The sequence below is a fragment of the Streptomyces sp. NPDC054932 genome, assembly GCF_053610205.1.
Window position 1 is genome coordinate 1 of the sequence record NZ_JBSGXU010000100.1, and the last position, 15,528, is coordinate 15,528.

Genomic DNA, 15,528 nt, shown 5'->3' on the forward strand with positions numbered 1-15,528 from the left:
CCCCGGAGCGGGAGCCGAAGCCTGCGGCCGACGCGCCTGCGGACAGTGAGCGCACCGCCGTGTTCCGTGCGGTGAAGCCTGCTTCCGGTTCGGCTCCTGCCGATGTGGCGGGGAAGCCCGCGGCCGACGAGCCCGCGGACAGTGAGCGCACCGCGGTCTTCCGTGCGGTGAAGCCTGCTTCCGGTTCGGCTCCTGCCGATGCGGCGGGGAAGCCCGCGGCCGAGAAGGCCGCGGACAGTGAGCGCACCGCCGTGTTCCGTGCGGTGAAGCCCGCTTCCGGTTCGGCTCCTGCCGATGCGGCGGGGAAGCCCGCGGCCGACGGGCCTGCCGACAGCGAGCGCACGGCTGTGTTCCGTGCGGTGAAGCCCGCTTCCGGTTCGGCTTCCGCCGAGGCGGCCGAGAAGCCCGCGGCCGAGAAGCCCGCGGCCGAGAAGCCCGCGGCCGAGAAGCCCGCGGACAGCGAGCGCACCGCCGTCTTCCGGGTCCCGAGGGTGGACGCGGTCAAGGCGGAGACCCCGAAGCCGGCCGGCGCCAAGCCTCCCGGCGCCAAGCCGACCCTGTCCAAGGCGGCCCTGGCCAAGCCGGCCACGGCCAGGGCGGCCGAAGCGAAGCCCGCCGAGGCCGAGCCCGCAGCCGAGGCGCCCAAGGGCAGCACCTTCGTGCCGCTGCGCCCGGAGGGCATCGCGCCCCCGCCCGCGGCCGGGCAGCGGCCGAGGCCCCCGGTCCCCGCCGCCGCGCGGATCGACCGGTCCGAGCGGACCACGCAGCAGCCGCTGCCGCCCAAGCCGCCGCTCGACATGCTGGCGGACCTCACGAACAACCCGCCCCCGCCGCCGAGCCCGATGCGCACCGCCGTCCGGCGGGTCAAGATCTACGCGCCGCTCTTCGTGCTCCTGGCGATCATCCTCGCCGTCGTGCAGCTGGTGCGCCCGCTGCCCGAGCCGAAGCTCGTGATGACCGCGACGTCCTCGTACACCTTCGAGGGATCCAAGCCCCAGCTGCCGTGGCCCACCGAGGGCCAGGCGTACATGGCGGCCGCCGGCCTCGGCACGCTCGGCCAGTCCGGCGAGCAGAAGCCCGTGCCGATCGCGAGCGTCACCAAGTCGATGACGGCGTACATCATCCTGCGCGACCACCCGATCAAGAAGGGTGAGCAGGGCGCGATGATCGACGTCGACAAGACGGCCGAGACCGAGGGCAAGAAGAACAACTCGACCGACAACGAGTCCACCCTCGACACGGTCAAGGAGGGCGACAAGATCTCGGAGTACGACGCGATCGCAGCCCTGATGATCCCGTCGGCCAACAACATCGCGCGGCTGCTCGCGCGCTGGGACTCCGGTTCGCAGGAGGCGTTCGTCAAGAAGATGAACGACACCGCCAAGGAACTCGGCATGACCAACACCACGTACACGGACCCCTCGGGTCTGGACGCGACCACGGTCAGCACCGCCGAGGACCAGGTCAAGCTGGGTCTGAAGCTCGTCGAGATCGAGACGCTGCTGGACATCACCAAGAAGCCCAGCTGGGTCGACCCGTCCGGCAAGAACTGGCGGAACTGGAACGGCCTGACCGGACCCACCGGCGCGCTCGGCATCAAGACCGGTACGACGACCAAGGCGGGCGGAAACCTCCTCTTCGCCGCGCAGAAGAAGGTCGGCAAGACCAACCAGCTGATCGTCGGAGCCGTCCTCGGCCAGCACAAGGCGCCGATCATCGACAGCGTGCTCGCCGCGAGCAAGCAGCTGATGCTCGAGACCCAGAAGGCCCTCGACGGCGCGACCGTCGTCAAGAAGGGCGCCGTCGTGGGCTACGTGGACGACGGTCTCGGCGGCCGGACGCCGGTCGTCGCCACCGCCGACGTGCAGGCGGTCGGCTGGGCCTCGCTGACCGTCGACGTCAAGCTCGCGGACGGCGGGGGCAAGCTGCCGCAGACCGCGACGGCCGGTACCGAGGTCGGCATGCTGACCGTCGGTGAGGGTGCCAGCCAGGTCAAGGTGCCGGTGGCGCTGCAGAGCGACCTCGCCGCGCCGGGGATCGGCAGCAAGCTGACGCGCGTCGGCTGACATCCGGTGAGAGCGTGGATCCGGCGCCCCGGGCAACCTCGGGGCGCCGGGTCGCGTCTTGGCCCCCGGGAAGTGTGGACTCGTGTGTGTTGGGGAGTGCGGCAGTGACCACCGCTGAGCAGCAGGGCCGGCGCCGGCAGGCCGTCCCGTCGGCCGTCGGCGTCGCCGCCGGCAGTGGCGCCGACGGTGCTTCAGGGGTGTCCGCGGGCGTGTCCGCGCCTCCCGCGCCCTCCGCCGCACCCGCCGGGGCGCCCGGCGGCATACGGCCGTCCCGCGGCCCCGTCCGGGCCGTGCTCGACGGGGCCCGGCGCCGTCCGGTGGCCGTCGCCACCGTCCTCGCCGCGCTGCTGCACGTCGCCTGGTTCTTCAGCTTCGCCAACAGCGGCGGGGACCTCGCCGCGCAGGACGCCTGGGCCGAGTTCGTCGGCCGCCATCCCGACTCGGCGTACAACCTCGCCTGGTACGGCGGGATGCACCCCGTCTCGTACAGCGTGGTCTCGCCGTACCTCATGCACATGCTCGGCGTCCGGACCACGATGATGATCGCCGGGACCGTCTCGGCCGGGCTGCTCGCGCTCATCCTGACCCGCTGCCGAGGGGCCGTGCGCGAGCCGCTGTGGCCCGCCCTGGCCGGGGTCTACGGGCTGCTCTGCAACGCCCTCTCGGGCCGCGTCACCTTCGGCCTCGGCGTGATGTTCGCGCTCGGCGCGGTGGCCGCCGTCTTCTGCTGGCCCCGCAAATGGGCGGAGCGGCGCTGGGCCAAGGCGGCGGTGGCGGCCCCGCTGGCCGGTCTCGCGACCGCAGCCAGCCCGGTCGCCGGGCTCTTCCTCGGGGTGATCGCGGCCGCGCTGTTCCTGAGCGGGCGGCGCCCGGGTGCGTACGCCCTGGGGCTGGCCCCGGTGGCCGTGGTGGGGCTGTCGGCCTGGCTGTTCCCGTTCTCCGGGACGCAGCCGATGAAGCTGGGCTCGGCCGGGCTGCCGTTCGTGTTCGCGCTGCTGATCCTGTTCCTCGTGCCGAGGCGGTGGAAGACCGTCCGGATCGCCTCGGCCGTCTACGCCCTCGGGGTCTTCCTCACCTGGCTGATCGACTCCCAGGTCGGCTCGAACGTCACGCGGATGGTGATGCTGTTCGGCGGGGTCGCGCTGCTCGCGGCCCTCCCGTACGAGCTTCCGCGCTCGCGGCGCCGGTACGCGGTCCTGCTGGCCTTCGTGGGGCTGAACGCCTGGATCACCACCAACAGCATCACGGACATCGTCCGCACCACGCCCCTGGCCGCCTGGAGCCGGGAGCTGGCCCCGCTCGTCGACCAGCTGCAGAAGGCGGGCGCCGACCGCGGCCGGGTCGAGGTGGTCCCGGCCAGCAGCCACCGCGAGTCCTCCGCCTTCCCCTCGTACGTGAACCTCGCGCGCGGCTGGAACCGGCAGGCCGACCTGGAGCGCAACCCGCTCTTCTACGACGACACCCTCACCGCCGACAGCTACCGGGCCTGGCTGGACCGCTGGGCCGTGCACTACGTGGTGCTGCCCGCCGACAAACCCGACTCGGGCGGCGAGGACGAGGCGAAGCTGGTGCGGGAGGGGGTCCCGTACCTCCAGCAGGTGTGGGGCGATGCGAACTGGCAGCTCTTCAAGGTCCACGAGCCGACGGACCTGGTGGCCGGGCCGGCGACCGTGGTGCGGGCGAGCGCGGACCGGCTGGTCGTCGACGTGAAGCAGCCCGGACGGGTGCTGGTGCGGATCCCGCACTCGCCGTGGCTGGGGCTGGTGGACGCGGAGGGCAGGCCGGTGGCGCCGCCGCAGGAGACCTTCGCCTCGAAGGCACGGGGCGGGAGCGCGGAGGGCGGCGCGCTCCGCAAGCAGTACGCGAACACGGCTGGATGCCTGTTCAAGGCCGCTCCGGATGACACCGGGGACGTGTGGACGGAGCTGCTGGCGCCCGCGCCGGGGGAGTACCGGGTGGCGGCGAAGTACCAGCTGCCGCGGGGGACGCCCTGCCCGGAGGACCTGGTGCACCAGACGCTGGGCCAGCCGAACCGTCCGGCTCCGCCGCGTCCTTGATCGGAATTCTTTGCACATCGGTCCGGGTGCGTTGGTCCGTATATGTGCATACGATCCCAGTAGTCCGATTGGGTGCTTCCCGAAGGAGTTGACGACGGGATGAACAAAGAGCAGAAGCGGGACGTCCGGGCGGCCATCGCGAAGGCGCAGGAACAGGCGCAACCGCCGCGCGCTCCGGGTCACGGCTTCAGTGGTCCGGTACGGAGCAAGGTCAAGGGCGGACTGCACACGAAGGCCGCGCTCAAGCGCGCCGGCACTCCGCAGGGCGACCGCATCGGCGAACGCAGCAGTGGCCTGAGCTGACCGTGATGGCACAGCCCTTCCGGCCGGCGGCCGGAGGGGCTTCGTGCGCTCCGTGTGCTCCGTGCGCCTCGCACGCCGTGACGCGCCCCCGCCGGGCCCTGCGCCGGCCTGGTGGCGTGATCCGACGTGATCCGACGTGATCCGACGTGATCCGACGGGATCCGACGGGATCCGACGGGATCTGGCCTGATCCGGTCCGATCCGGCCGGATCCCGCCGGTCGCCCACCGGGGTGGCCGCATTACCGTGAGCTGACCATGAACGACATGCAGCGCGGCGAGCGGCTGCGGCCGCGCCCCCGGCTGCCCGCCTGGACCTCCACCCTGACCTGGAAGGCCACGGTCTTCATCACCCTCATGTGCTGCGGGCTCGCGGCGCTGCTGGGCTGTCTCGTGCACGGCGCCATGACCCGCCAGACCGTGGGCACGGCCCGGGAGAAGGCGCTGACCCGGCTGGAGCGGACCGTCGAGGCGTACGAGGCCGGCGCGCGCATGCCGCGCGGCGAGGGCATCGACCCGGCGGGCCTGCCCCCGGAGCTGCGCGCCCTCGCCGTCGGCGGCAAGCGCGGCACGGCCGTCGGCACGCACCGGGGCCGCCCCGTGATGTGGGCGGCGGGGCCCGCCGCCCAGGGCACCGCGATAGCCGTCTCCGTGGACTTCCGCGGCAGCGAGCGGACCATCGCCGAACTGGACCGGGCCATCCTCGGCTCCTCGGGGCTGGCCATCGGCGGCACCCTGATCATCGGCGCGTTCGTCGTCACCCGGATCACCCGGAGGCTGCACCTGACCGCGCAGGTGGCCCGCCGGATCAGCGCGGGCGACCTGGACGCGCGGGTCGAGGACACGACGCGCAGCAAGGACGAGGTGGCGGCGGTCTCCCGGGCCCTGGACACCATGGCCGCGTCGTTGCAGGGCAAGCTGGAGGCGGAACAGCGGTTCACGGCGGACGTCGCCCACGAGCTCCGCACCCCGCTGACCGGCCTGAACGCGGCCGCCGAGCTGCTGCCGCCGGGCCGCCCGGCCGAGCTCGTGCGCGACCGGGTGCAGGCCATGCGCGCGCTGACCGAGGACCTGCTGGAGATCTCCCGGCTGGAGACGCGCAGCGAACGCGTGGAACTGGACTCGCACGACCTGGCCGACCTGGCGGCGCGCACGATCCGCGCCTCCGGCACCGACACGGCCCTGGTGGTGCGCGGCTCCCTGCGGGTGGACACCGACCGGCGGCGCCTGGAGCGGATCCTGGGCAACCTCGTGGCCAACGCGCACCGCCACGGCGCCGCCCCGGTCACGCTCACGGTCGACGGCCGCACCCTGACGGTGTCCGACTCGGGCCCCGGCTATCCGGTGTACCTGCTGACCACCGGCCCGCAGCGGTTCCGTACGGAGGGCACGAACAAGGGGCACGGGCTGGGCCTGACCATCGCCGCCGGCCAGGCCCGGGTCCTCGGCGCCGCCCTCGCCTTCCGCAACCGGGAGGAGGGCGGCGCCGAGGTCCGCGTCACGCTTCCAGAGCCCGCAGCACCGGGAGCAACTGCGCCTCCTCGCTCTCGAGATGAGCCTCCAGCTCCCGGCTCATCCGCTCCACGCGCCCGCTGAACCCGGCGCCGGGCGCGTCCAGCGCCCGTACCAACTCCTCCTGGAGCCGGGCGATGGTGGCGTGCTCGGCGCCGATCCGGCGGAAGAACTCCCGCATGTGGGGGTGCTGCCGCTCCAGGTGGGGGAAGAGGCCGGCGTCCTCGCTGCGGTGGTGGAAGTCCAGCGAGTGGCAGAAGGCGAGGCAGTGCTGGCGCAGTTGCAGGCCGAGCGAGGCCGCCCCGCCGCCCTGCGGCTCCTCCCGGGCGAGCGCCCGTACGAGGTCCAGCTGCGCCCGCAGCCAGCCGTGCACCTCGAGCAGCTTCCCGGCGATGCCGCCCTCACCGGCGGGAACCTCGTGGGTGCGCTGGAGGGCGACGACGGGAATCACCCGCCGGGTGCGCGCCTGGTACTCCCCGTACCCGGGCTCCGCGCGGACGATCCGCGCGAACAGCTCGTCCCGCCGGGCCCCTTCGGCGGGGACGGCGACGGCCTCGTACTCCTCGGACCCGGTCTCGACCTGTACGAGGGGGCGCGCGAGCAGGTTGTGGTACCAGGCGGGATGCCGCTCGGCCCCGGCGGCCGACCCGACGACGAGCAGCTCCCCGCCCTCGCGGGCGAGGCCGAGCGGAACGGTGTGCGGCTTCCCGGACCTGGCTCCGGTGGTGGTGAGCAGGATCAGCTCGGAACCCTCGAAGGGCCCGCCGACCCGGCCGGCGTTCGCCCGGAACTCTTCGATGACGGCGTGATTGAACGATGACATGGCGTGTGGATTTCCTCACGGTGTGTGTGCGTGCGACGGCAGCGAAACAACCGAGGGAGATCACCCGTAGCCGGTGGCGTACATGCCCATGGGCCCGGTCCTTCAACAACAGGTGCCTGCCCGACCACCGCCCGGCCCACTTCTCAGTAGGCGGCGTCACGCGACACGGGTGCCATACAACCACAATGCGAAGAGGACCCCCAGCCGTTTTGCGGCGGGGGGTCCTCGACTGTGCCCTCGGCAGGATTCGAACCTGCGACACCGGCTTTAGGAGAGCCGTGCTCTATCCCCTGAGCTACGAAGGCGGGCCTTGCGCGGAACGCGGCCGAATGCTCTGCGTGAGCCTTCGGCTGGTCCTGGCGAGGTCCTGGGCTGCCGCGAGGGCAGCCCAGGGACAGGGTAGCGGATCAGTGCGGGAGTCCGCGGCTCAGTTCTCCGGGCCCGTGGGCAGCAGGGGTGCCGGACGGTGGCCGTCGGCGGTTCCTGCGGCGGGGGCGGCGTCGAAGTGGGCGGCGATGCGCACGAGCGCGCGGACGTCGTCGTCCGGGCTGCGGACCTCCTCGCGGATGCCGGCGTCGGCGTACTCGGTCACCGTGCGGGGGGATCCGCCCCGGCCGTGGGCGTCCAGTGCCGCGCGGAGCTGGTCGGCGGTGACGGCGGCGGCCAGCTCGGTGCCGCTGAGGCCGGCGGCGCGGTGGCGCTCCTCGGCGGTCGTCGCCACCGACTTCTCCAGGTGGTGCTGCAGGGCCCATTGGCCGTCCCGGATCTCCACGGCACGGCGGTACAGCCGCCAGGGGGTGCCCCAGACCGGCATGCGGGCCGCGACGGCGCTCTGGGCGGGTTCGAGCACGATGGTGGGCATGGCCCGGTTCAGCTCCTCCCACAGGGGCGCCAGGCTGCGGTAGTCGCGGTGCGTGCGCACCGAGTCCCGCAGGCGCGGGAAGACGTGAACGGCCAGGGTGGGGATGAAGAATCCGGAGAGCACCAGGGTGTTGCCGCCGTCGGCGAAGATCCACGCCAGGCTCTCCACGGACTTCGGCGGGCGGGGCAGGCCGATGGCGACGGCGCCGACTCCGGCGAGCCTGATGGTGCCGTAGCCGAAGGTGAAGATCGCGCCCGTGCCGACGACGCGCAGCCCGCGGGCGATCCAGACCTCGTCCGTACGGTAGGCGGCGCTCCAGCAGCCCACGGCGAGGATGCTCTGGCCGAGGATGTAGGCGACGACGTACAGGGTCAGGTACGCCTGGTAGACGCCGATCTGGACGTGCGTGGCGTTGAAGGACTGGGGAGTGCTCGGCCCCGAAGGGGGGAGCAGGAGGTACAGCGTCAGCAGCGCCAGGAGGATCACCGCCCCCGCCATGAGGTAGAGGCGGACCCGCTTGTGGGCCTTCCCCGGCGCGAGCGCCCAGTAGGCGAGGACGGCCGTCTGCGCGGCCATCTGGGCCGTCACGGACCCGAACGCGACGAGGATGCCGATGGAGTGAGAGCCCGTCACGTCGCCCAGCATCTTCCAGACGGGTTCCAGGGAAGCCAGGAAGGAGACCGCGCAGAAGCCGTAGACGCCGACGAGTGCCGCACGCGCCCGGTCCTCGCAGAGGTGGCGCGGGGGCCAGACGAGCAGAAGAAATCCCACCACCGCCAGGGTCAGGCATATGGGATGGAGCAGTTGTTGCACTGGACCCGTTACTTCCTGCCGCGCATTCCGTGCAGCAATGTCTCTGCCACGCGATCGTGGCCTTTGGTGTACCGACCGGGCCGGTGGACGAGGCGTTGGAGATGGGTGCCGATCAGCTCGGCCTCTTTTTCGTCCTCGTGTTTGTAATTGGTGCGACCGAGCATCATCTTCACCACGGAAGGATCAAGGGTGGGGACCAACTGATCCGCGAGTGTCACTTCTTGAGGGAGGATCAGGTTTCCCGAATGGCTGCGCAGTATGTGGGCGAGTTCGTGCGCGAGGATGTGATCCTGGTGCGCACGGCTCGTGTTCTCGTGGACGAAGATGTAGTCGATCCCGTCCACCGTCCTTATCCACATCCCGCACACGCCCTGACTGCTCTCCACGGGGGCGGGGGCGAGCCGGATCGGGTGCCCGGAGATCTCCTCGACGGCGGGCAGCAGCTCCCGGATGCTGCCCACCGGCGGCAACTCGAGGCTGCGGACGAAGCGGCGGCTGGCGCGCCGCGTGGTGTCGCCGAACCTCACGGGTTCTCGTCCGCGTCTTCGTCGCTCGGGTCGGGCGCCAGGTGTTCTTGCTCACGCAGCTGCTCGATGGTGGCCAGGATCTGTCCCATGCTCTGCGGCGACAGCCCGGCGACCCGTGTGGCCACCCGCCGCACCCCGCTGTCGCGCAGCCGCCGCACGAACGCCAGCTCGGCCTCGACCTTGGACGCGGTGGTGTCGTCGAAGAAGTAGGCCACGGGTACGCCGAAGAAGCCCGCCAGCGCTTCCAGGTGCCGCCGGGTGGGGTTGTCCCGCCGTCCGCTGCGCAGCTGCCACAGGTAGACATGGGAGAGGGCGGGGCCGCCGCGCTCGCTCAGCAGCGCCGCGACCTCCTTGTTCGAGTACGGGCCACGGTCCGGTGGATGCACGCTCTCGAAGAGCTTGTTCAGCCGTTCCCCGAATGTTTCCGTCTGCAGAACGGCCTCCTGTGTGGCGAGGATTAACTTCAGTTGACACCTAGTGGCCAGCGTGCAAGGCTCGGCGAGGTTAGCTGAGATTAACCAAGCGTGCCAGCCGTGGACCATGGGGGACCACGCAGTTTGCCCGGCACCGGTGATGCCCTGCGCGGCGTCACCGACCAAGGTAACGGACTGCTAGGAGCTGTCCTGAAAGTGTCATGCCTGCCTCAGAGACGATGCGAAGGTGACGGCTGCTCGGTACAGCCGGGCCGTCTTGTCGTACCGGGTGGCGATGTCACGCCGCTGAGACTCGCCGGTCCGACCCGGTCGAGAACGGCCGAGGGCCGGACCCAGGAGCCCTGTTGCCGGCTCCGGACCTCCCTGCTCGCGCCCGCGCGGCCCGAAGCATCCGGTCGAAGATGCCGTCCGACGCCCGCCGGCAGACGCTGTCGCATTTCCGCGCCGTCCCGCTGAGGGTTCTCCAGTCGTCCGACCCCGTTGCCGCCCCGGTGCGCATCGGTGTGCCATCGGCCGCCCCATTTCGTGCTGTGGCCCTTCTCATGACGGTGTGTCGCAACCTCATGGCGCCGGAATCCGGGACCACCATGGCGGCGGCCGGTGCTGCTGTCGGACGCCGCGAATGTAGTTTGCAGATTCAAGAGTTGACTAAAAACGGGGATTCAGTTAATGCTGCAAGTAATTGCCGCCTCACCGCTGTACTCAGCACGTGGGGATACGGCGGGTCCGTACTATCCGCGTCAACAGGGGGACATCGCCCGCAGCGATGACCACTTCGTCTTCCGGGTCCTCGGCCCGCTGGAGGTCTGGGCCGGCTCCCGCCGGGTCGAGATCGGCGGACCGAGGCAACGGATCGTCCTCGCAATGCTGTTGCTGGCTCCGGACCGGGTCGTGTCGATCGACCAGCTCGTCGAGGCGGTGTGGAACGGGCGCCCGCCGGCCACCAGCCGTACCCAGATCGCCATTTGCATAGCCAGCCTGCGCAAGGCGTTCCAGGCGGCGGGGTGCACCGAGAAGGTGATCGTCACCGCCGCCCCCGGATATCTGCTGCGCAGGTCGGAACACCGGATCGACTCGGTGGAGTTCGCCTCCGGCGTGGAGGCCGCGCAGACGCTCGCCCAGCGCGGGGACACCGGCGCGTCGGCCGATCTGCTGGGCCAGGCCCTCTCCCTGTGGCGGGGCCCGGTCCTCACGGACATCTCCAGCCCCGTCATCGAGACGGAGGCCGCCCTGCTGGAGCACCGGCGGCTCACCGCGTACGAGCAGTACGCGACCCTGCAGCTGCAGCTCGGCCGGCACCGCGAAATCATCTCCGAACTGACCACGCTCGTGGACGACCAGCCGCTGTGGGAGCAGGCGCGGGCCGCGCTCATGCTCGCCCACTACCGGTCGGGCCACCGGTCCGAGGCCCTCAGCCTCTTCCGTCAGGCGCAGCGGGTCTTCCGGGAGGAGATCGGCCTGGAGCCCGGCCGCGTCCTCCAGGACCTGCACACGGCGATCCTCCAGGAGACCTCCGGGCTGATGCCGGCCGCCGACATGGGCGGGCCGCTGAGCGTCTGCGCCGCGCTGCCGGAACTCCCGCCGGGCGCCGTCACCTTCGTCGGCCGGGACCGCGAGCTCAACGCCCTCGACGCCCTGCTCCGCCGGGCCCGCGGCGGAGCCCCGGCCGTCGGACTGCTCGTCGGCCGCCCCGGCATCGGCAAGACCGCACTCGCGCTGCACTGGGCGCGCGGGGCCGCCGAGGCGTTCCCCGACGGGCAGCTCCACGTCGACCTCGACCGGACCGAGAGCGCCGACGTCCCCGCCGCTCTCCTGCGGGCTCTCGGCATGTCGGACTCCCAGATCCCCAAGAGCCACCAGGACCGGCTCAAGGAGTTCCACCGGCGGGTCGAGGACCGGCGCATGCTGGTGATCCTCGACGGCATCCCCGACGACGCCCTCGCGCACGAGCTGGTGCCCAAGGCGGGCAGCTGCTGCTTCCTCCTGACGAGCCGCCGGGTCCTCGCCGTCGCGGCGCAGGTCCGGCTCAGGCTGCCGGAGTTGAAGCCGGCCGAGGCCGTGACGCTGCTCGGCGCCCTCGTGAGCGACGGACGCGTGGAGGAGGGCGGCGCCTCGGCGAACGAGCTCGCCGCGCTGTGCGACTACCTGCCGCTCGCCCTGTCCGCCGCCGCAGCCCGGCTCGTGGCCAAGCCCCATTGGCGTTTACCTCATCTGCTCGCCCGCCTCAGCGACCCCCGGCACCGGCTGGAGGAGCTCTACACCGGTGCTCCCACGCTGCGGACGGCCCTGTTCAGCGGCTACAGCGCGCTCCCGCCGGCCGCCGCGGAGCTGTACGCCCGGCTCGGGCTGATCGACGGGGACCGGATCGCGGTCTGGGCGGCCCAGGCGCTCCTCGACACCGATCCGATGGACGCCCAGGGGCTCCTGGAGGAACTGGTCGACGCCACGCTGCTCGAGGTCACCGACACCGGGGCCGACGGCTGGTTCCGGTACCGGCTGCCCGGCCTGGTGGCGCTGCACGCCGAGGAGACCGTCTACACCGAGAAGGACGCCACCGAGCGTGCGGCGGCGCTGGAGCGGGTGGTGGCCGCCTCGGTGGACTCGGGCGATAGCGCACCGATACCGCCCCTTCGTATCGTCTGCTGACACCACCCCGGCCGGCGGGGCGCGTGCGGATCCTTGTCGCGGCCCGGGCGCACACCACTTGACCGGTGGACGTGCGTCCGGGCCGTCCGCGTCGTCCCCCGCCCCGCCGCCCGGGACGAGAACGAGAACGTGAACGTTCCTACGGAGGAACACCATGACTGCCATTCAGCAGACCGACCAGTGGTTGAGGCGGTACCGGCCGGTGGACCGGCCGCGGGTCCGCCTGGTGTGCTTCGCGCATGCCGGCGGCGGTCCGAGCGCCTTCCGCACCTGGGCCGCCGGGCTGCCGTCCGACGTGGAGGTGCTCGCGGTCCGCTACCCGGGGCGGCAGGACCGGGTCGCCGAGCCCAACATCGACCGGATGGAGCCGATGGTCGAGGCGGTCGTCGAGGCGCTCACCCCGCTGCTCGACCGGCCGCTCGTGCTGTTCGGCCACAGCATGGGCGCGTGGATCGCCTACGAGGTGGCGCAGCGGGTGCCGGCCGCCGCGCTGCTCGTGTCCGGCCAGGTGCCGCCCTCGCGCCGCAGGTCGGCGCCGCCCGGTTCGGCCCGCCGCGGTGACGGGACCGGTGTGTACAGCGAGGAGGCCCTGATCGCCGAGGTCAAGCGGCTCGGTGGGTACGACGCCCAGCTCTTCGAGGACCCGGAGCTGCGCGACCTCGTCCTGCCGCCGATCCAGTCCGACTTCTCGCTGGTGGCGACGTACCGGCAGGGTACGCCCGAGCCGCTCGACTGCCCGGTGCACGCCTTCTACGGCGAGGACGACGCCGACGCCCGCCTGGAGGACGTCGACGCCTGGGCCGAGGTCACCACGGGCCCCTTCACGCGCAAGCTGTTCCCCGGTGGCCACTTCTACCTGACCGACCACGAGCCGGCGCTGCTGCGCGAGCTCTCCTCCCTGACGGCGGTGTCCCGTGTTTGATCCGACCGAAGCGACCCTGGCACAGCTCCGGGAGGCGCTCGCCGACGGGCGGATCACCGCCCTGCAGCTGACCCGCTGGTACCTGGACCGGATCGAGCGCTGCAACGAGGAACTGCGCGCCGTCATCGAAGTGAACCCGGACGCGGAGGCGGAGGCCGCCCGGCTGGACGCCGGTCCGGTCCGCGGGCCGCTGCACGGCATTCCCGTGCTCCTCAAGGACAACCTGGACACCGCCGACCGGATGCACACCACGAGCGGCTCCACGGTGATGCTCGGCTCCCGGCCGGAGCGCGACGCCACGGTCGCCGCCCGGCTGCGGGCCGCCGGAGCCGTGCTGCTCGGCAAGGCCAACAAGACCTCGTGGATCCTCGGGCCGGCGGGATGGAGCGCCCGGGGCGGCCAGACGCGCAATCCGTACGACACGGACCGCTCGCCGCACGGGTCGAGCTCGGGCTCGGCCGTCGGCGTCTCGGCGAACCTGTGCGCGGTGGCGCTCGGCACCGAGACCATCGGGTCGATCCTGGGCCCGGCCGCCGCGAACTGCCTCGTCGGGGTGAAGCCGACGACCGGACTCACCAGTCGTGCGGGAATGATCCCGGCCATCCCCAGCTTCGACTCGATCGGTCCCCTGGCCCGGACCGTCGCCGACGCCGCGGAAGTCCTTTCCGTGATCGCCGGCCCCGATCCGCTGGACGCGGCCACGGAGGGCGCGCCCACCCTCGACTACCGGCAGTTCCTCGATGCGGACGGGCTGCGCGGAGCGCGCATCGGAGTGCCCCGCAAGATGTTCTTCGGCTACAGCGAAGCCGCCGACGAGGTCGCCGAGCGCGCCCTGGAGACCATGAGCCGGGCCGGCGCGGTGATCGTCGAGGGCACGGACATACCGACGGCGGACCGGCTCACCTCCGATCCGGCCTTCGGCGCCGTCGTGATGCACGAGACGGCGCAGGCCCTCGGCGGGTACCTGGCCCGGACGCCCGGCGACCACCCGCGCTCCATCGCCGCGCTGGTCGAGGCGAACCGGCAGAACGCGGCGGTCGAACTGGAGTACTTCGAGCAGGACATCCTGGAGATGCTGGCCGCCTTCACGCCCGACCCGGACGAGACGGGGTACCGCGAGGCGCTGGCGACCGTGCGGCGGCTGGCGGGCGCGGAGGGCATCGACGCCGTCATGGACGAGCACCGGCTCGACGCGCTGGTCATGCCGACCTGTCCGCCCCCGTGGCTGATCGACATGGTCGAGGGCGACCCCGATCCGCACGGTGCCGCACTCGCGCCCGGCATCGCCGGCTACCCCGCGATCAGCATGCCGGCCGGCTGGTCGGACGGACTGCCCGTCGGCATCACCTTCACCGGCCGGGCGTTCAGCGAGCCGGTGCTGCTCCGGCTCGCCCACGCCTTCGAGCGGACGGGGCCGGTCCGCCGCCCGCCGGCCCGGTGACCCGTCCCGCCCGGGGACCCCGTCAGGCCTAGAGGGCGCCGAGGCTCCACTCCAGAGCGGCCGCGGCGCTGTGCATCTTCGCCTCGGCCTGGGTGAACGCGATCGAACGCGGCCCGTCCAGCACCGCGGCGGTGACTTCCTCGCCGCGGTGCGCGGGCAGGTCGTGCATGAAGACCGCGTCCGGGCTGGACTCCATGACGGCCTCGTCGACCCGGAACGGCACGAAGCCCTCGCGCCAGTCCGGGTCGGCCTTCGAGGTGCCCGTGGTCTGCCAGCGGGTGGTGTACACGACGTCGACGCCCGTGGGCAGGTCGATGGTGTCGTGCCGCTCGGTCACGGTCGAGCCGTGCAGGGCCGCGTACTCCTTGGCCCGCACCAGGATGTCCGGGTCCACGCCGTAGCCCTGCGGGGTCCGCAGGTGCAGCTCCGTACCCGGATAGCGCGGAAGGGCCAGAGCGAGGGCGGCAGCGGTGTTGTTGCCCTCGCCCATGTAGAGCACGCGCCGTCCGGCCAGCTCGCCGAAGTGTCCGGCCATCGCGGTCAGATCGGTCAGCGCCTGGGTGGGGTGCTCCTGCGCCCCCATCGCGTTCACGACCGCCATCCGGTCCTGGCCGGCCAGGGCGCGCAGCTCCTCGACGCTGCCCGCCGTACGGGCGACCAGGGCGTCCAGCATGCCCCCCAGGACCAGGCCGGTGTCGTGCATCGTCTCGCCCGTGTTGAGCTGCAGGTCGTGCGGGCCGTACGTGATCAGGCGCGCGCCCAGGCGCAGGGCCGCCGAGGAGAACGCCGTACGGGTACGGGTCGACGTCGCCCGGAAGTACACGCCGACGACGGCGCCGCCCAGCGTCTCGGCCTGCCACGCCGCCCCGGAGGCGAACTGTCCGCCCCTGTCCACGATCCGGTACAGGTCGGCATCGGCGATGTCGGCCAGCGAGATGAGGTGGTTTCGGACCATTGCGGGACTCCTGTGCTCAGCGGGCTTCGCAATGTAGAGGCGCCGTTTATCAGGGTGGTATCGACCACGGCCCCGGGCCGGATGGGCTCGCGATAACAGGCTGAAAATCCCGCTCCGTACGGTCTGGCAGCGTGTCGGACGTGCGTGTGCGCTCCGGCCGTTACGAGTT

The 15,528-nt window shown here is 72.1% G+C and carries 12 protein-coding genes and 1 tRNA gene; 7 read left to right on the forward strand and 6 right to left on the reverse strand.

Translation table 11 applies throughout. The features are described 5' to 3' along the window. From ACWGE1_RS24625 to ACWGE1_RS24640, 4 genes are all read left to right on the forward strand, one after another. Positions 1 to 2,066: hypothetical protein (locus tag ACWGE1_RS24625; RefSeq protein ID WP_453422653.1), on the forward strand; the 2,066-nt coding region annotated here is incomplete at its 5' end. 104 nt (positions 2,067 to 2,170) lie between these two features. Beyond that, a complete protein-coding gene (locus ACWGE1_RS24630) occupies positions 2,171 to 4,123 on the forward strand; it encodes an MFS transporter (RefSeq protein WP_453422654.1) in 1,953 nt (650 codons plus the stop codon). Positions 4,124 to 4,222: 99 nt separating this feature from the next. Further along, positions 4,223 to 4,426: a hypothetical protein gene (locus ACWGE1_RS24635; RefSeq protein ID WP_202506911.1), complete on the forward strand. Its 204-nt coding sequence runs from the start codon at positions 4,223 to 4,225 to the stop codon at positions 4,424 to 4,426. A gap of 256 nt (positions 4,427 to 4,682) precedes the next feature. Continuing rightward, positions 4,683 to 6,020, forward strand: coding sequence for an ATP-binding protein (locus ACWGE1_RS24640; RefSeq protein WP_453422655.1), 1,338 nt, complete (start codon positions 4,683 to 4,685; stop codon positions 6,018 to 6,020). Here the strand turns inward: ACWGE1_RS24640 and ACWGE1_RS24645 are convergent. The 5 genes from ACWGE1_RS24645 to ACWGE1_RS24665 form a co-directional block, all read right to left on the reverse strand. Next, complete coding sequence (locus ACWGE1_RS24645; RefSeq protein WP_453422656.1) at positions 5,923 to 6,759, reverse strand: nitroreductase/quinone reductase family protein; 837 nt, start codon at positions 6,757 to 6,759, stop codon at positions 5,923 to 5,925. The two genes, ACWGE1_RS24640 and ACWGE1_RS24645, sit on opposite strands and share 98 nt — an antisense overlap. A 232-nt stretch (positions 6,760 to 6,991) precedes the next feature. Continuing rightward, positions 6,992 to 7,064, reverse strand: a tRNA-Arg gene (locus ACWGE1_RS24650). 122 nt (positions 7,065 to 7,186) lie between these two features. Further along, on the reverse strand, positions 7,187 to 8,434 hold the full coding sequence (locus ACWGE1_RS24655; protein WP_453422657.1) for an MAB_1171c family putative transporter: 1,248 nt from the start codon (positions 8,432 to 8,434) through the stop codon (positions 7,187 to 7,189). Between the two features lie 8 nt (positions 8,435 to 8,442). Then, the gene (locus ACWGE1_RS24660) at positions 8,443 to 8,961 is read right to left on the reverse strand and encodes a hypothetical protein (protein ID WP_453422658.1); all 519 of its coding nucleotides are present in this window, start codon (positions 8,959 to 8,961) and stop codon (positions 8,443 to 8,445) included. After that, entirely contained in the window at positions 8,958 to 9,347 is a 390-nt protein-coding gene (locus ACWGE1_RS24665) for a helix-turn-helix domain-containing protein (RefSeq protein ID WP_453422659.1), read from the reverse strand. The genes ACWGE1_RS24660 and ACWGE1_RS24665 overlap by 4 nt, the downstream gene beginning before the upstream one ends. A 717-nt stretch (positions 9,348 to 10,064) precedes the next feature. Here ACWGE1_RS24665 and ACWGE1_RS24670 point away from each other — a divergent pair. From ACWGE1_RS24670 to ACWGE1_RS24680, 3 genes are all read left to right on the forward strand, one after another. Then, the gene (locus tag ACWGE1_RS24670) at positions 10,065 to 12,041 is read left to right on the forward strand and encodes a BTAD domain-containing putative transcriptional regulator (RefSeq protein ID WP_453422660.1); all 1,977 of its coding nucleotides are present in this window, start codon (positions 10,065 to 10,067) and stop codon (positions 12,039 to 12,041) included. A 154-nt stretch (positions 12,042 to 12,195) separates the two neighbouring features. Beyond that, positions 12,196 to 12,963: a thioesterase II family protein gene (locus ACWGE1_RS24675; RefSeq protein WP_453422661.1), complete on the forward strand. Its 768-nt coding sequence runs from the start codon at positions 12,196 to 12,198 to the stop codon at positions 12,961 to 12,963. Next, positions 12,956 to 14,404, forward strand: a complete 1,449-nt coding sequence (locus tag ACWGE1_RS24680; protein WP_453422662.1) for an amidase family protein — start codon at positions 12,956 to 12,958, stop codon at positions 14,402 to 14,404. Before ACWGE1_RS24675 ends, ACWGE1_RS24680 begins: the two co-directional genes overlap by 8 nt. Positions 14,405 to 14,432: 28 nt before the next feature. Here the strand turns inward: ACWGE1_RS24680 and ACWGE1_RS24685 are convergent, their stop codons facing one another. After that, entirely contained in the window at positions 14,433 to 15,359 is a 927-nt protein-coding gene (locus ACWGE1_RS24685; protein ID WP_453422663.1) for an ornithine carbamoyltransferase, read from the reverse strand. Positions 15,360 to 15,528: the final 169 nt, after the last annotated feature.